Here is a 15,743-nt window from a genome sequence, read left to right as displayed (position 1 = left end):
CGTGCTCTCGCGGAATATCCTTTTCAGCGCCTTTCTTGCAACGGCCGTGACGCAGGCGATAGCGGCGGAACCCGTTCCTCTGCCGCAGCCCAGGCCGGATTCCAGCGAACCTGCCGACAAGCCCATCGCCGCACAATTGCCGCAGCCCGCCACCACCACCCCGTTGCCGTCGGCCGACACCATCAACCCCGACCGCTTCGGCGCAAAGCCGTCCGACGCTGCCTACGGCGCCTTTCAACGCGGGCTCTACAAGACGGCCTACAACCTTGCGCTCTCCCGTGCTCAAAACGGCGATCCGGCGGCACAGACGCTGGTGGCCGAGATAATGTCGCGCGGCCTCGGCGTGCCGGTCGACGCGGCAGGGGCGGCGAAGTGGTATGCGCTTGCCGCCGAGCAGGGCGTGCCGGAATCGCAATTCCAGTATGCGCTGATGCTGCTCGACGGCCGCTACGTCAAAAAGGACGAGAAGGAGGCCTATGCGCTGATGCAGGCCGCCGCCGAGGCTGGCAACCGCCTGGCGCAGTTCAATTTTGCGCAGCTGATGGTCGAACAGGAGCCCGGCGATGCCGGTATTGCCAAAGCCGTGTCCTATTACGAGCGCGCTGCCGCGACCGGGCTTGCCGACGCACAATATGCGATGGCACAGGTCTACGCCAACGGCGCCGGCGGCAAGCCGCGCGACGATGTCCGCGCCCGCGGCCTGCTGGCACAGGCCGCGCGGCAGAACTACGACACCGCACAGATCGATCTCGCAACCTGGATGATCGAGGGGCGCGGCGGCGCCCGCGACCTGAAATCCGGCTTCAACTGGATGAAGCAGGCCGCAGAAGGCGGCAATGTCGCCGCCCAGAACCGTCTCGCGAAGCTCTACATGAACGGCATCGGCACCAACCCGGATCTGATCCTCGCCGGCGCCTGGTATGTTGTCGCCCGCCGCGCCGGGCTCATCGACCAAGAGATGGACGATTTCCTGCAGGGCCTGACCGACGAGCAGACGCAGCAGGCGCTGCAACGGGCCAACCGCCTGCCCTGACCGCGATCTCGGGACTCATTGCACCAGGGTCGTCAGGCGGACTCATTGGGTATGATCGAGCACGACCTTGCCGAAGGGAGAGCCGTGTTCAAGGTACCGAAAGGCTTCGGCGGCCCGGCTCCATGGCACGACCCGGTCGATCACCGGTCTCAACCGGTTGACGACAATGGCGCGGTTCATCGCCTCGAAGGATTCGCGTGAGCCCACCGGTATGCCTCGCGCCCGGACCTGCCGGCGGAAGATGTCGAGCGGGTTGATGGCGCCGTCACTGCCGCCGAGATAGCCGATGACGTTGATCTGGGCGCCGCGCGCCGCTGCCCTCAGCGATTGTGCAAAACTCTGCGGTCCGCCAACCTCGATGATATGGTCGGCGCCGCGGCCATCCGTTAATCCCAGCACGGCCGATGCCCAATCGGGGACGCTGCGATAGTTCACGCCATCCTGCGCGCCAAGTTGCTTTGCCCGCGCAAGCTTCTCGTCGCTGCTCGACGTCACGATGACGCGCGCCCCGGCAGCGGCGGCGAACTGCACCGCAAACAGCGAAACGCCGCCGGTGCCGAGGCAAAGCACGGTGTCGCCGGGTTTGACGCTGCCCTCCGTAAACAGCGCGTGCCATGCCGTCACGCCGGCGCATGGCAGCGTCGCCGCTTCGAGGTCGCTCAGATTGGCCGGCGCCAGCACCGCCGCCTGTTCGTCGAGCCGGGCAAATTCGCTGAGCAGCCCGTCGATCGGGCCGCCACGTTGATAGGATGGCTCGGCCATGGCGAAACTGCCGCCGACCCAGCGCTGCCAGAACGTGCCGCAGACCCGGTCGCCGATCTTGAACCGGCTGACCTCGGCGCCGATGGCAACGACTTCGCCGACGCCGTCCGACAGCGGCACCAGCGGCAATGCAAACTTCGTGTGATAGCTGCCGCGAACGATCTCGGCATCGCGGTAGTTCAGCGCCGTCGTCTTGACCTTCACAATCATCTCCTGGCGCCCTGGCTCAGGCATCGGCCGCTCGACCATTCTGAGGTTCTCGAGGCCGCCCGGGCTCTGCAATTCGATCGCCTTCATCGTCGTTCCTTTCCAGCTGGGGTCCTGCCGGAAGAAAATCGCTTGCCATCCATCGGATTTCAAATTCATAATGTTCAGGATAATTATGCTTCTATGACATGTTCGGGTGTGTCGTGCTTGAAGAACTGAAAACACTGGCCCTCTTTGCCGAGGAGGGTTCGATTCAGAAGGTGGCGCAACGCCTGCCATTGACGCAGCCGGCCGTCACCCGCCAGATCCAGCGGCTGGAGGAGATGCTCGGCACGGAATTGCTCGACCGCCGGCTAAAGCCGTCGCGACTGACCCCGGCCGGCGTAGAGGTGCTGGCACGCGGCAAGGAAATTCTCGCCGCCGTCGCCGCGCTGAGATCATTCGCCAAGGGCGACGAGCCGGAGGGCCTGCTGCGGCTCGGCCTCGCGCATGGACTTTGCGACAAAGCCGTGGCCGCCGCCATTGGTGATGCCGTGGCCCGGTTTCCGAAGGTCTCGCTGCGTCTGAAGAGCGGCTGGAGCCTTGAGTTGGCCGACCAGCACAAGCGCGGACAGCTTGACCTCGCCGTCATCCTGGACGGCAGCAATTCCAAAGCTGGCGACGGCGTTGTCGGAACCGAGGCCCTCGGCGTCATCGCTGCCGAAAGCACTGTCCGGCAAGCCGACGTCAAGACCATGCCCTGGATCCTCAGCCCTGAGCCTTGCGACGCGCGCCGGCGGCTGACGGCTGCCCTTGCTGAGGGCGGGAACAGATTGACTGTCGGCGCCGAGATTCAGGACAGCGCGCTGCAGATCGACTGGGTTCGTCGAGGCCAAGGCCTTGGCCTGCTGCCCAGGCGGCTGCTGCGGGAAAAGCTGCCGCAGGGCATTGCCCTGGTCGACGCTCCCGGCCTCGAGCTGTCGCTGCGAATTGTCGTCCTGCGTTCGCCGCACCTGCATCTTTTGAGAGAGGTCGCCGACGCAGTGACCGAGGCCGTCACCGCGACTGTCAGGACGGACTGAGGCCGCCACGCCGCGCTGCCGGGCCAGCTTCGTTCCCGCTTCATCGGAAGGCGCTCCTTGCCTCTGCTGGCGATTTGTGGTCTTGGAGGCGCCAAATTGCCCTTTGCGGCGATCATCTCATTTCCGGATCACCTCACCATGGCCAAGATCAATGGCAACGAAATCCGTCCCGGCAACGTCATCGAGCACGATGGCGGCCTTTGGGTGGCGGTCAGGACCAACACCGTCAAGCCCGGCAAGGGCGGCGCCTACAACCAGGTCGAACTCAAGAACCTGATCAACGGCACCAAGCTCAACGAGCGCTTCCGTTCGGCCGAGACGGTCGAGCAGATCCGGCTCGATCTGAAGGATTTTTCTTTCCTCTACGAGCAGGGGGACGCGCTGGTGTTCATGGACACCGAAAGCTACGAGCAGCTCGAATTGCAAAAGGAGTTCGTCGGCGATCGCGCCGCCTTCCTGCAGGACGGCATGATGGTGACGGTCCAGCTCTATGACGAAAGGCCGATCGGCATTTCGCTGCCCGACCAGGTGACGCTGACCATCACCGAGGCCGACCCGGTGGTGAGGGGCCAGACGGCAGCCTCGTCCTACAAGCCGGCGATACTCGAAAACGGCATCCGCGTGCTGGTGCCGCCGTTCATCGGCTCGGGCGAGCGCATCATCGTCGATACCAACGAAATCACTTACGTGCGCCGCGCCGACTAAGGCGTGATCCCAAAGAGTTGCAGACTTTTTGGAAAGATGATGCGTCAAGGCAAATAGGCGCAGCGACAGGAAGAACAGCAATGGCGCGTTCCGCGATCCTCAATGTCATGGTCCAGGCCGCAATGAAGGCCGGCCGCTCGCTGTCGCGTGACTTCGGCGAAGTGCAGAACCTGCAGGTCTCGATGAAGGGGCCGGGCGACTATGTCAGCCAGGCCGACCGCAAGGCCGAAGACATCGTCTTTGCCGAACTCTCCAAGGCGCGGCCCGGCTACGCCTTCCTGATGGAGGAACGCGGCGTGATCGAGGGCGACGACGGCCAGCACCGCTGGATCGTCGACCCGCTCGACGGCACCACCAATTTCCTGCACGGCATTCCGCTCTTTGCCGTTTCGATCGCGCTGGAGCGCCAGGGCCAGATCGTCGCCGGCGTCGTCTACAATCCGGCGATGGATGAGCTCTATACCGCCGAGCGCGGCGGCGGCGCTTTCATGAACGACCGCCGGCTGCGCGTCGCCGGCCGCACCAAGCTGGTCGATGCGGTGATCGGCTGCGGCATGCCGCATCTCGGGCGTGGCCAGCACGGCAATTTCCTCATCGAATTGCGCAATGTCATGGCCGAGGTCTCTGGCGTCCGCCGTCTCGGCTCCGCCTCGCTCGATCTCGCCTACGTCGCCGCCGGCCGCATGGACGGGTTCTGGGAAACCGGCCTGTCGGCCTGGGATGTCGCCGCCGGCATTTTGCTGATCCGCGAGGCGGGCGGTTTCGTCTCCGATTTCGCCGGGGGACAGGATGTGCTGAACGCCGGTTCACTGGTCGCCGGCAACGAACTCATCCAGCGCGCGCTGTTGAAGACTATCAAAAGGCCACTCTCAGCCGGCTGATACAGGCACGCCGCGCTGAACCGCCGCAGTCGCAAAACCGCAACCAAAGCTTGAAATACTGTCCCGCGGCCGCCCAGATAAGGTGGCGCAGGATCATCGATGACGAACAGCCGGCCCCAACCCCAGAGCGAACTCTCCCAGCTCGACATTCCCTTTATGGGGCGCTGGCATTACTCGCGCGCCGAGATCATCGCCGACGGCATTGTCCACGCCGTGGGCATCGTGCTGGCGATCGCTGCCGGCTCGACGCTGCTGGCACTGGCCGCCTATCGAACCGGCCCCGGCGAATACGTCGCCGCCGCCTTCTATGTAGTCTCGCTGCTCACCGTGCTGTCGGTTTCGCTGGCCTACAATGTCTGGCCGGTGTCGTCGCCGGCAAAATGGATATTGCGGCGCTTCGACCATGCCGCGATCTATCTGCTGATCGCTGCCACCTACACGCCTTTCCTAGCCCAGCTCGGCGGCTCGCCGCAGGCCGTTTCCATGATCGTCCTGGTCTGGACCGCCGCGGCGGTCGGCATCGCCATCAAGGTCTTTCTTCCCGGCCGTTTCGACCGGCTGGCGATCGTGTTTTATCTGGCTATCGGCTGGAGCGGCATCGTTCTGGTGGAGCCGCTCGTGCGGACGCTGCCGGCGACATCGATCGCGCTCATCGTTGCCGGCGGCATCGTCTACTCCTGTGGCGTGATCTTCTTCGCCTGGAAGGGCCTGCGTTTCCACAATGCGCTGTGGCATGGCTTTGTCGTCACCGGCGCCGGCCTGCATCTGGCCGCCATGGTCGACTGCCTGGTCATCAACCGGCTTTGACCTCCGGTCGCGGACAGTGGCAATATTGCCAAGCGCCATTCAATTTCGTCACAATTCCGTTTAGAGTCGCAAACACAAATTGATCGGCGGCGACGGCATCGGAAACGGGGCACGGATGACTCTTCTCAGATCCTTCGGCATGGGCAGGCGCTCCGACGTTCTGATCTACGACCCGCACAAATTGTCGAGCCCGCAGGTGTTTCTGCTGACCATGGTGATCTTTCTGTTCATCGTGGCCTTCATCGCCGCCATCCTGACCCGCCAGATCTCGACCGCCTTCGTCACCAATCCCGGCCTCAACGGCCTGATCATCGGCGTGCTGGCGGTCGGCATCCTGCTGGCCTTCGTCCAGGTCGGCCGGCTGTTCCGCGAGGTGCGCTGGGTCAACTCGTTCCGCGCCGGTTCCGAAACCACCGAACCGGTGTTGCTGGCGCCGATGAAGGCGATGATCGGCCGCTCCTCGACGATTGCTTTCTCGACCAGTTCGATGCGCACCATGCTGGATTCGATCGCCACCCGCCTCGACGAAAGCCGCGACACGTCGCGCTACCTTGTCGGACTGCTGGTGTTCCTCGGCCTGCTCGGCACCTTCTGGGGCCTGCTCAACACGATCGGCTCGATCCGCGAAACCATCGAGTCGCTCGATCCCGGCACCGGCGATGCCGCGGCCGTGCTCGAATCCCTGAAGCAGGGGCTTTCCGCTCCGTTGGCCGGCATGGGCACCGCCTTCTCGTCCTCGCTGTTCGGCCTCTCCGGCTCGCTGGTGCTCGGCTTCCTCGACCTGCAGGCCGGCCGTGCCCAGACGCGCTTCTATACCGAACTCGAAAACTGGCTATCCTCGGTCACCGACCTGTCCTCCGACATCGTCGTTGCCGACGCGGCCAAGACCGAACCCTCCGAGGAAATCCGGCTGTTGTCGGAAAAGCTGCGCACCCTGCAGGAGAATGGCGGCGGCTCCAATCCGCGCGTGGCCACCGCCATGGCCAATCTCGCCGACGGCATTTCCGGCCTAGTCAAGAACATGCGCTCGGAGCAGCAGATCATGCGCGACTGGGTCGAGGCCCAGTCCGACGAGCAGAAGGCGATGCGCAACACCCTGGAGAAGATCGCCGACGCCTTGAAGAAGCCTGGAGTGCATTGACGTGGCGTTGGCACGAGGCCGGCGCTCCGACCGCCGCATCGATTACTGGCCGGGCTTCGTCGATGCGCTGTCGACGCTGCTGTTGGCGATCATGTTCCTGCTCACGGTTTTCGTGCTGGCGCAGTTCCTGCTCGGCCGCGAGATCTCCGGCAAGGACACGGTGCTCAACCGCCTCAACTCGCAGATCAACGAGTTGACCCAGCTTCTGGCGCTGGAGCGCTCGACGACGCAGGACAAGGAGGACACCCTTGCCAATTTGCAGGCGTCGCTGTCCGCGTCGGAGGCGGAAAAGAGCCGGCTCGAGCAATTGCTGGCGCAAGGCGCCGGTGCCGGCGATGCCGCCAACCAGCGCGCGACGGCACTTTCCGGCGAGCTCGACAGCCAGCGCCAGATCAGCCAGCAGGCGCTGAGCCAGGTCGAGATCCTCAACCAGCAGATTTCGGCGCTGCGCAGGCAGATCGCAGCGCTCGAACAAGCGCTCGACGTGTCCGAAACGCGCGACCGCGAATCCAACACCAAGATCGCCGATCTCGGCCGCCGCCTCAACGTCGCACTGGCGCAACGCGTGCAGGAGCTAAACCGCTACCGCTCCGATTTCTTCGGCCGCTTACGTGAAATTCTTGCCGACCGCGAGAACATCCGCATCGTCGGCGACCGCTTCGTCTTCCAGTCGGAAGTACTTTTCCCGACCGGCTCCGAGGTGATCAACGATGCCGGCAAGGTCGAGATGAAGAAGCTCGCCGATGCCATCATCGAATTGCAAAAGGAAATCCCGCCGGAGATCAACTGGGTGCTGCGCGTCGACGGCCACACCGACAACAAGCCGCTCTCCGGCACCGGCCGCTACCGCGACAATTGGGAATTGTCGACGGCGCGCTCGACGTCGGTGGTCAAGTTCCTGATCGAGAACGGCGTGCCGGCCAACCGGCTGGTCGCGGCCGGCTTCGGCGAATTCCAGCCGCTCGACCCCGCCGATACCGAAGAGGCGCGCAACAAGAACCGCCGCATCGAGTTGAAGCTGACCGAGCGGTGATCTGCAGGCCTTTGGCTTGTATCATGCGCCAGGTCGGGCCAGGTCGAGCCGGCTCAAGTCGGCGGCATTTAGGGCACTGGTGCGGCAGCGGCAAGAGCTGAAAAAAATTACCTTTTTTTAATTACACTTTGCCGCCATGGCCTTTTAGCCTTGGTCATGGGCCGAGAACCGCCGGCGGTGGAACCGCTCATCGCGACGCGACGGAACCTGACGGCCCGCGGCCGGAAGGCAGGACCCTCCCAACCACCGCCTTCCCCAGTAAAGGAGACGCAACCATGCGCTTCTTCGCTCCCAGGAATCTCAGGACTGCTACGCTCGCCACACTGCTCCTCGCCGTTCCGTTTGCTGGCGCTTACGCCGGCCCGCGTGCGACGGCCTTGATCAATCAGATCCAGAGCGTGGAGACGGGTATCCAGGGCGCCATCCGGGCGAACAAGCTAGAGCCGGGCGAGGCGCGCGACTTGCGCACGCAGGTCGCTCAACTCGATCGGGCCGCCCAGAGGGCCGCCCGCCGTGGAACGATGCCGAGCACGCAATATCAGCAGTTGATGGCGCAGCTCGACGATGTCAGCCAAAAGCTGCGCGCTGACACCGGCAGCGCCTTCCTCATCGGCAACGGCGCCGATGGCGGATACTATCCCAACGGCTATGGCCCAACTTATCCAGGCGGCTGAAATCGGCCGCAGTGCCCGGCGCTGTGGCAATTGATTTTGCGCATGATCCTTTTCCAGCTTTCGGTTCAGGGATCATGCGCTAGCCCAACGCCAGCGCAATCAGCGCCAGCACTGCCGGCACTGTCTGGATGAACAGGATTTTACGGCCCGCCGTCGCTGCGCCGTAAAGGCCGGCGATGGCGACGCAGAGCAAGAAGAAGACTTTGAACTGGAAACCGGCTTCGCCGAAGTAAAGCCCCCAGATCAGCCCGGCTGCGAGAAAGCCGTTGTAAAGCCCCTGATTGGCAGCAAGCACTTTCGAGGCACTGGCGAATTCCGGCGTCAGCCTGAATACCATATGGCCGCGCGGCGTGTCCCACAGCACCATCTCAAGATAGACGATGCAGAGGTGGATCACGGCCACCAGCCCGACCAGCACATTGGCGATCATGTTTCGTCTCCGCATCGCGGTCTGCCGCCGCCGGACGACATTGATCACGCACGCCACCGCTTCCACAAGATGCTTTTCGGCCGTTGCAGCTGGCAGTCGATGCGTCGACCGCGGACGGCTTCGGGGTTGCCAACAGTTTTGCATTGGTATCTTTTCCCGCCGTCAAATCAGCGGAACCCACAATGTCCTTTCAAAAACTCGACGACCTCGGCCACAAGCTCGAAGCGCTGGAACACGCCCTCGCCATCCTCGGCGCCGACGAGGCGACCCATATGGCGGTCGGCGGCGGCGAGAAGCGCGCAGAGGCAATGTCGGCGCTTGCGGGCATGCACCATGCCCGGGCGACTGCGCCGGAGATTGCCGACTGGATCGCGGCGGCCGAGCAGGAGGCGCTGAACGAAGAGCAGCAGGCCGCGGTCAGGGAATTCCGCCGGCAATACACCAACCTGACCTGCCTGCCGGTCGAGTTCGTCGAGCGCCAGACGACCGCGCGCATGCGCTCCGAGCAGCTCTGGCGCGACCTGCGCGCCAAGAACGACTGGGCGGGTTTCCTACCGGCGCTCGAAGGCGTCGTGGCGCTGGTCCGCGAGGAGGCGGCCCTTCGCGCCGAGGTGCTCGGGCTCGAGCCTTACGACGCGCTGATGGAGCAATATGACCCGGGCAATCGCGCCGCCGACATCACGCCTGTGTTTGTCGAGTTGAAGACCTTCCTGAAAGGCTTCGTGCCGGAGGCACTGGCCGTGCAGGAAGAGCGGCTGGCGAAACATCCGCTGAAGCCGCTTTCCGGCAGATACCCCTTGGACAAGCAGCGCGAGCTTGGCCTCGCCATGATGGCGGCGGTCGGCTTCGACCTCACCCACGGCTCGCTATCGGTTTCGCACCATCCCTTCTGCGGCGGCGTGCCGAGCGACGTGCGCATCACCACCCGCTACAAGACCTCGGATTTCCTGTCGGCGCTGATGGGCGTGCTGCACGAGACCGGCCATGCGCTGTACGAGCAGAACCTGCCGAAGGCGTGGGCGCATTGGCCTCTGGGCAGAGCGCGCGGCATGGCGGTGCATGAAAGCCAGAGCCTGTTCGTCGAAAAGCAGATCGGCCGCAATCCAGAATTCTGGCGCTGGGCGCTGCCGGTGGTCGAAAGACACCTCGGCGAGAGCTGGACGATCGACGACATCCTGCCGCATGTACACCGGGTCGAGCGCGGCCTGATCCGCGTCGATGCCGACGAGGTCACCTATCCGCTGCACGTCATCCTGCGCTACGAGCTGGAGCAGGAGCTTGTCTCGGGACGGCTGGAAGCAGCCGACCTGCCCGAAGCCTGGGATGCCAAGATGCGCGATTATCTCGGCCTGTCGACATCAGACAATCCGGCTGACGGTCCGATGCAGGACGTCCACTGGCCGGGTGCCGCCTTCGGCTATTTCCCCTCCTACACGCTGGGCGCCATGATGGCGGCGCAGCAATGGGCGGCGCTGACCAGGGATCATCCTTCAGCCGACGAAGACCTCGCCAAGGGAGATTTCGCCGCGATCAACGACTGGCGCCACAAAAGGATCTGGTCGCAAGGCTCGCGCTGGTCGACACCGGAACTGCTCGAACGCGCTACCGGCGAAAAGCTCGATGCCGCACATTTCACTGACCATCTGAAGAAGCGGTACGGGAACTGAGCCGCTTCGTCTATTCCAGGTTCTTGCCGCGGTGACTGCAGAAATCCGCGAAACTGGCCTTTACTTTGGTGGGAAAGGCTCTGAAAAAGGAGTTCTTCCAAGTTGGGCGAGCGTAGATGTCTGTCTGTTACAGTTTTCATAGGATGAAGTCTTTCTGGCCCCGCTTGGTATTTTTCATCTTATTGATCGGCCTGAGTTCTCCGGCCATGTCCGACGACATGGTTCTCAAGGGTCCGGCAGAAAGCTGGGTAAAGCAGCTTGATATTCCGGCTGCCGATCCCACCCGATCGGATCAAATCAAGAATGGCGTTTCATGGCTGCTCTCGGACGATCAGATCAAGCATCGCGCCGGCGGCTATGTCGAGTACTCGCGCACCGTCTATAAAATCGTCGACCGTCCCGGCCTGGATCGTGGCGCGAGTATCGATCTGCAGTTCGATCCGTCCCGGCACAAGGTCACGCTCAACCATCTTCACATCATCCGCGATGGTGCCGTTTTGGACCGGCTGGAAGGCGTCGAATTCGACATCTTCCGCAGGGAAAGAGACGCCGAGAAAGGCGTCTTCGACGGCTGGCTGACAGCACATGTCAACATCGATGACGTGCGTGCCGGCGACATCGTCGATTACGGGTCGACCTACGAAGTAACACCGCTGGTCGGCAAGGGCCTTTTCTTCAAGAATTTCTCCACCGAATGGGAAGAGCCGGTAGCGCTTATCCGCACAAGCATCATTTGGCCTTCGGGCCAGCCGCTCCAGATCAAGACAAGGGGAACCCGACTCAAGCCTTCAATCTCCCCGACTGGGCCGGACACCACCTATCTATGGGAAATTCCAAACCCGAAACCGGTCAATGTCGAGGATAACCTGCCCGTGACCTATCCAGGCTGGGGCTCCATCGATGTCGCGTCTACCGCGAATTGGCAAAGTGTGGTCGATGCCGTTGCGCCCTATTACAAGCCAGCGACCGTTTTTCCCTCGGCTTTTGCCGCAAAGCTCGACGACATCGCTCTGCGGTATCCGGTGCCCGAAGACCGGATGGTCGAGGCAATGCGGTTGGTGCAGGACCAGATCCGCTATGTAAGCCTGTCGATGGGTGCCGGTTCCTACGTTCCGCGTGATCCCGCGACGGTCATCCTGAGCGGGTTCGGTGACTGCAAGGACAAGGCCCTGCTGCTGGTTTCGTCGCTTGTGCGGCTTGGCATTGCTGCCGAGATCGCCTTGGCCGATCTCGACGAGGGACGGGCCCTGGACCAGCATCTGCCGGCGCTCCGCGATTTCGACCATGCCATCGTCAAGGCAAGGATCGGAGCAAAGACATATTGGCTGGACGCCACGAACTATCTTCAGGGCGGCAGGGCGCACAATCTCGCACAGCCCGACTACGGCTTCGCGCTGCCGCTTTCCAGCACCGGCGGGTTGGAGAAGATGCCGAGCCCTCTGCTTACCAGCCCGTCGATCCAGATCGCCGAGGAATTCGACTTTCCGCGGAAACCGGGCGATCCCCTCGTGCTGACGGTCTTCTCGACATATGAGGACGCCGATGCCGATTGGATGCGCGGCAATTTCGCCAGCCGGTCGCTGAGCGAGGTGTCGGACGCCTACCTGAAATACTACAACAAGCAATATCCGGGCATCCAAACCATCGCCAAGCCGGAAATCGTGGATCGCCGCGACGGCAACATAGTGAGCGTGAAGGAAAGTTATCGCTTGCCAGCGGAGGCGCTGACGGCCAACGATCTGGCAAAGAATTTCCCGATCCGCGCGGCCGATCTCGGCAACAACTCTCTTCCAACCCCGACAATCGTCGACCGAACCGGGCCCGTCTCCCTCGGCCCCCAGTTCTACCGCCGCCACAAGGTGACCGTGCGCAACCTCAAGGCGAGGTTTTCCGGCGAGTCGATGAAAAACGTCGTGACGCCCTATCTGTCTCTCAAGGCGTCCTGGTCCAACACGCCCACCGAATTTCAAGTTGAATGGAACTTTCAGACGCTGGCGACTGAAGTACCGGCCAAGGCGATTGCCGATTATCTGAAAACCGTCGATGACGTCGCAGACCAAATTCGCTGGCAGTACGATTTTACCTATGAAGAGCCGCCTGCCGATGTGCAGCTCAGCGATCCGGCAAAGGAGCAGCGACAGACCGTCGCCAGCATGCTTTTGTTGTCGTTGCTTGTCGGCGTTCCCCTGTTCATCGCCTATCGACGCGGCAAACGCCGAGCTTTCGGTAGCTGAAGAATCTCGGCGGCCGCTGGGGACCATGATCCCGAAAAGTGGATGCCGGTTTTCGGAAAAGATCATGGTCAAACAAGAAGATGGAGCCTCATCCCGATTTCATCGGGATGGAGCGATGCTACTCGGCCGCGCCCCTGAAAGCATTCGCCCCGGTATCGAACTGCAGCTTGGCCAGCCGCGCATAGATGCCGCCCTTGGCGACCAGGCTCTGATGCGTGCCTTCCTCGACGATGCGGCCGCCATCCATGACCAGGATGCGATCGGCCTTCAGCACGGTTGCCAGCCGATGGGCGATGACGATCGTGGTGCGGCCCTTCATCAGCCGGTCCAGCGCCGTCTGCACCAGCGTCTCGCTTTCGGCATCTAGCGCCGAGGTCGCCTCGTCGAGCAGCAGGATGGGCGCATCGCGCAAAATGGCGCGGGCGATCGCCACGCGCTGGCGCTGGCCGCCCGACAGCGTCACGCCGCGCTCGCCGACCTGGCTGTCATAGCCCTTTTCGAGTTTCAGGATGAACTCGTCGGCCAGCGCGTCCTTCGCCGCCGCCTCGATCTCGGCCTGGCTGGCGCCAGGCCGGCCAAAGCCGATATTGTCGCGCGCGCTTGCGGCAAAGATGGTGACGTCCTGCGGCACGATGGCGATGCGCGCGCGGATCGCGGCCGGATCGGCCTCGCGCAGATCGACCCCGTCGATGACGATCCTGCCGGCCTCCGGATCGTAGAAGCGCAGAAGCAGCGAAAACACCGTGCTCTTGCCGGCGCCGGATGGCCCGACGATCGCCACCGTCTCACCGGGTTTGATCTGAAAGCTCAGGCCATGGACGGCGGCGCGGTCGGGCCGGGCCGGATAGGAGAAGGAGACATCGTCGAAACTGATCGCGCCTCTCGCCTTTGCCGGCAGCGGCTTCGGATCGGCGGGCGCCTGGATCGCGGGTTTCTCGGCCAGAATCTCGGTCAGCCGTTCGGCAGCGCCCGCTGCCTGGGACAGTTCGCCCCAGACCTCCGACAGGGCGCCGAGCGCGCCGGCGGCGAACACCGAATAGAGCAGGAATTGACCGAGCGTGCCCGGCGACAGCGTGCCGTCGAGCACGTCGCGCGAACCGAACCACAGCACCGCCACGACTGACGAAAAGATCATGAAGATGGCGAAGAAGGTGAGAAAGGAGCGGGCAAAGATCGAGGCCCGCGCCGCTTCGAACGCTGCTTCCACGGCGGATGAAAAATACCCGGTGACAAGCTTCTCGTTGGTGAAGGCCTGCAGGGTGCGCACCGCGCCGATCTGCTCGCTGGCGTAGGCGGTGGCATTGGCCAGCGTATCCTGCGCCAGCCGTGACTTGCGCCGCACCGAGCGGCCGAAGGCGACCAGCGGCAGCACGATTAGCGGAATGGCCGCGATGACCAGGCCGGACAGTTTTGGGCTGGTGAAGACCATCATCGCCACGGCGCCAAGGCCGAGGATGACGTTGCGCAAAGCCACCGAGGCGGTGGCACCGACGGCCGATTTGACCTGTGTCGTGTCGGCGGCGAGCCGCGAGACGATCTCGCCCGACTGGGCCGTGTCGAAAAAGGATGGCGACAGCGTGGTGACGTGGGCAAAGACATCGCGGCGGATATCGGCAACGACGCGCTCGCCGAGCGTGATGACGAAATAGTAGCGGCTGGCCGACGCCGCCGCCAGAACGGCGGCCATCACCACCAGCATGGCGAAATATTCGGCAATGAAGCTGGAATCGGAAGCGGAAAAACCGTGGTCGATCATCCGCCGCACGGCCAGCGGCAGCGCCAGCGTCGTCGCCGCCGCGACGGCCAGTGAGACGATCGCGCCGATGACCATTTTGCGGTAATGCGTGATGTAGGGAAACAGGCGCTGCAGCGGCCTCAGCGAGCGCCTGCGCTCGTCTGCATCGCCGCTGATGTTCGCCATGACCGTTTCCTTTGGCCCTTTGGGGTTTGCGCCATCAATATGCGCTTGCCGCGGCCTTGTGATTCAATTCCGGCTGATGTATAGGCTCGCCGACCGTTTTAGAAGCCGTGGCTCCTCAATAGCTGCGGCTTCGAGTTTTAAAAAGGGGCGCATCGACGCAGGCTTTAGCCCGTCGGCAGCACCCGGCAGCCAGGAACAGACCCATGAAGACCGATATCCATCCCGACTACCACACCATCAAGGTCGTCATGACCGACGGCACCGAGTACATGACCCGTTCGACCTGGGGCAAGGAAGGCGATACGATGAACCTCGACATCGACCCGACCACCCATCCGGCCTGGACCGGCGGCCAGCAGACCCTGCTCGACCGCGGCGGCCGCCTGTCGAAGTTCAAGAAGCGTTTCGAAGGTTTCGGCCTCTAAGCCGCATTGGCGTTTCGCAGATCGAGAAACCCGCCTTCGTGGCGGGTTTTTTGTTGCGAAAATACGGCCCTACTCGCCGAGCAACTCGCGCAGGGCCATGCGCTTGTAGGCTGCGACCAGCCTGTCGCCTTCTTGCCGCCCGACCGAGATCGCCAGCCGCATGGTGGCCTCGCCCAGTTGCCAGATGAGAAACGCCGTCGTTTCGAGCGCTTCCGGATCGGCGGACGGCCGCAGCCGCTTCAGCACTGTGGTGAGGAATTCGGCGTTGGCCCGGCTATCGGCAAGCTCGAGTTCGCGCAACGCCTTGTCGGCCTGCGTGCCCGACCAGATGTCGCGCATCACCGGCTCCGCCAGGAACAACCGGTAATAGATATCCACCAACTCCGAAAACGCCTTGCGCAAGCCGTCGGCGTCACTGACGTCGGCAAGTGCCGCGGCAATGCAGGCCTGGCTTTCGGCGGTATAACGTTCGGCCAGTGCCCAGATGATCGCTCTCTTGTCGGGGAAGAACTGGTAGAGCGAGCCGATCGACACGCCGGCCCTCTCCGCAACCTCGCCCATGCGCATGGCGTCGCTGCCTTGCTCGGCGATCAGCGCCGAGGCGGCAGCCAGCATGCGCTCGACCCGCTCGCGGCTGCGCTGCTGGCTCGGCGCCCGGCGCGGCGATGCGATCTGGCCGTCCTGTGAATCCGATACGGCAGAGCCTTCCATCACTGTCTCCAGACGAACAATCAACAAATTGGCTTGACTCGCAAAATACGA

Annotated in this window: 15 protein-coding genes; 11 read left to right on the top strand and 4 right to left on the bottom strand. The window is 63.3% G+C overall.

The window, feature by feature from the left end:
* Window position 1 precedes the first annotated feature (1 nt).
* Window positions 2–1,033, top strand: coding sequence for a tetratricopeptide repeat protein (locus NKK47_RS00980; protein ID WP_352574703.1), 1,032 nt, complete (start codon window positions 2–4; stop codon window positions 1,031–1,033).
* A 42-nt stretch (window positions 1,034–1,075) separates the two neighbouring features.
* Here the strand turns inward: NKK47_RS00980 and NKK47_RS00975 are convergent, their stop codons facing one another.
* On the bottom strand, window positions 1,076–2,092 hold the full coding sequence (locus NKK47_RS00975; protein WP_352574701.1) for a zinc-dependent alcohol dehydrogenase family protein: 1,017 nt from the start codon (window positions 2,090–2,092) through the stop codon (window positions 1,076–1,078).
* Between the two features lie 113 nt (window positions 2,093–2,205).
* Here NKK47_RS00975 and NKK47_RS00970 point away from each other — a divergent pair, with 113 nt between their 5' ends.
* The 7 genes from NKK47_RS00970 (at window position 2,206) to NKK47_RS00940 (ending at window position 8,304) form a co-directional block, all read left to right on the top strand.
* A complete protein-coding gene (locus NKK47_RS00970) occupies window positions 2,206–3,063 on the top strand; it encodes a LysR family transcriptional regulator (RefSeq protein ID WP_198023577.1) in 858 nt (285 codons plus the stop codon).
* Window positions 3,064–3,201: 138 nt separating this feature from the next.
* On the top strand, window positions 3,202–3,768 hold the full coding sequence (efp, locus tag NKK47_RS00965) for an elongation factor P (protein WP_023678016.1): 567 nt from the start codon (window positions 3,202–3,204) through the stop codon (window positions 3,766–3,768).
* An 80-nt stretch (window positions 3,769–3,848) separates the two neighbouring features.
* Window positions 3,849–4,649 carry an inositol monophosphatase family protein gene (locus NKK47_RS00960; RefSeq protein WP_023678017.1) on the top strand — a complete coding sequence of 267 codons (801 nt, stop codon included), beginning with the start codon at window positions 3,849–3,851 and terminating at the stop codon, window positions 4,647–4,649.
* 99 nt (window positions 4,650–4,748) lie between these two features.
* Complete coding sequence (gene trhA, locus NKK47_RS00955; protein WP_352569585.1) at window positions 4,749–5,456, top strand: PAQR family membrane homeostasis protein TrhA; 708 nt, start codon at window positions 4,749–4,751, stop codon at window positions 5,454–5,456.
* Between the two features lie 115 nt (window positions 5,457–5,571).
* Complete coding sequence (locus NKK47_RS00950) at window positions 5,572–6,597, top strand: MotA/TolQ/ExbB proton channel family protein (RefSeq protein ID WP_023678019.1); 1,026 nt, start codon at window positions 5,572–5,574, stop codon at window positions 6,595–6,597.
* A gap of 1 nt (window position 6,598) precedes the next feature.
* Window positions 6,599–7,630: a peptidoglycan -binding protein gene (locus tag NKK47_RS00945; RefSeq protein ID WP_023678020.1), complete on the top strand. Its 1,032-nt coding sequence runs from the start codon at window positions 6,599–6,601 to the stop codon at window positions 7,628–7,630.
* Between the two features lie 275 nt (window positions 7,631–7,905).
* The gene (locus NKK47_RS00940) at window positions 7,906–8,304 is read left to right on the top strand and encodes a hypothetical protein (protein WP_352569584.1); all 399 of its coding nucleotides are present in this window, start codon (window positions 7,906–7,908) and stop codon (window positions 8,302–8,304) included.
* Between the two features lie 79 nt (window positions 8,305–8,383).
* On the opposite strand, the gene NKK47_RS00935 is transcribed toward NKK47_RS00940, so the two are convergent.
* Window positions 8,384–8,734: a DUF1304 domain-containing protein gene (locus NKK47_RS00935; protein ID WP_352569583.1), complete on the bottom strand. Its 351-nt coding sequence runs from the start codon at window positions 8,732–8,734 to the stop codon at window positions 8,384–8,386.
* A gap of 182 nt (window positions 8,735–8,916) precedes the next feature.
* On the opposite strand from NKK47_RS00935, the gene NKK47_RS00930 reads away from it, so the two are divergent.
* Window positions 8,917–10,401: a carboxypeptidase M32 gene (locus NKK47_RS00930; RefSeq protein WP_352574699.1), complete on the top strand. Its 1,485-nt coding sequence runs from the start codon at window positions 8,917–8,919 to the stop codon at window positions 10,399–10,401.
* A gap of 206 nt (window positions 10,402–10,607) precedes the next feature.
* Window positions 10,608–12,635, top strand: a complete 2,028-nt coding sequence (locus NKK47_RS00925) for a DUF3857 domain-containing protein (RefSeq protein WP_352574697.1) — start codon at window positions 10,608–10,610, stop codon at window positions 12,633–12,635.
* A 118-nt stretch (window positions 12,636–12,753) separates the two neighbouring features.
* On the opposite strand, the gene NKK47_RS00920 is transcribed toward NKK47_RS00925, so the two are convergent.
* Window positions 12,754–14,556 carry an ABC transporter transmembrane domain-containing protein gene (locus NKK47_RS00920; RefSeq protein ID WP_352574695.1) on the bottom strand — a complete coding sequence of 601 codons (1,803 nt, stop codon included), beginning with the start codon at window positions 14,554–14,556 and terminating at the stop codon, window positions 12,754–12,756.
* 203 nt (window positions 14,557–14,759) lie between these two features.
* Between NKK47_RS00920 and rpmE the strand changes: the two genes are divergently transcribed.
* A complete protein-coding gene (gene rpmE / locus NKK47_RS00915) occupies window positions 14,760–14,981 on the top strand; it encodes a 50S ribosomal protein L31 (protein ID WP_006327661.1) in 222 nt (73 codons plus the stop codon).
* Between the two features lie 69 nt (window positions 14,982–15,050).
* Here the strand turns inward: rpmE and NKK47_RS00910 are convergent, their stop codons facing one another.
* Window positions 15,051–15,692 carry a TetR/AcrR family transcriptional regulator gene (locus NKK47_RS00910; RefSeq protein WP_352574693.1) on the bottom strand — a complete coding sequence of 214 codons (642 nt, stop codon included), beginning with the start codon at window positions 15,690–15,692 and terminating at the stop codon, window positions 15,051–15,053.
* Window positions 15,693–15,743 lie beyond the last annotated feature (51 nt).

This window comes from Mesorhizobium sp. M0019, from assembly GCF_040323975.1.
Classification (GTDB): Bacteria; Pseudomonadota; Alphaproteobacteria; order Rhizobiales; family Rhizobiaceae; genus Mesorhizobium.
The sequence above is the reverse complement of the archived record's forward strand: the minus strand, read 5'-3'. Positions and strand labels throughout refer to the sequence as shown.

Coding starts and splice junctions, on each gene's coding strand:
- NKK47_RS00975 (WP_352574701.1), bottom strand. CDS start 2,092: ATGAAGGCGATCGAATTGCAGAGCCCGGGCGGCCTCGAGAACCTCAGA.
- efp (WP_023678016.1), top strand. CDS start 3,202: ATGGCCAAGATCAATGGCAACGAAATCCGTCCCGGCAACGTCATCGAG.
- NKK47_RS00960 (WP_023678017.1), top strand. CDS start 3,849: ATGGCGCGTTCCGCGATCCTCAATGTCATGGTCCAGGCCGCAATGAAG.
- trhA (WP_352569585.1), top strand. CDS start 4,749: ATGACGAACAGCCGGCCCCAACCCCAGAGCGAACTCTCCCAGCTCGAC.
- NKK47_RS00950 (WP_023678019.1), top strand. CDS start 5,572: ATGACTCTTCTCAGATCCTTCGGCATGGGCAGGCGCTCCGACGTTCTG.
- NKK47_RS00940 (WP_352569584.1), top strand. CDS start 7,906: ATGCGCTTCTTCGCTCCCAGGAATCTCAGGACTGCTACGCTCGCCACA.
- NKK47_RS00935 (WP_352569583.1), bottom strand. CDS start 8,734: ATGATCGCCAATGTGCTGGTCGGGCTGGTGGCCGTGATCCACCTCTGC.
- NKK47_RS00930 (WP_352574699.1), top strand. CDS start 8,917: ATGTCCTTTCAAAAACTCGACGACCTCGGCCACAAGCTCGAAGCGCTG.
- NKK47_RS00925 (WP_352574697.1), top strand. CDS start 10,608: ATGTCCGACGACATGGTTCTCAAGGGTCCGGCAGAAAGCTGGGTAAAG.
- NKK47_RS00920 (WP_352574695.1), bottom strand. CDS start 14,556: ATGGCGAACATCAGCGGCGATGCAGACGAGCGCAGGCGCTCGCTGAGG.
- rpmE (WP_006327661.1), top strand. CDS start 14,760: ATGAAGACCGATATCCATCCCGACTACCACACCATCAAGGTCGTCATG.
- NKK47_RS00910 (WP_352574693.1), bottom strand. CDS start 15,692: ATGGAAGGCTCTGCCGTATCGGATTCACAGGACGGCCAGATCGCATCG.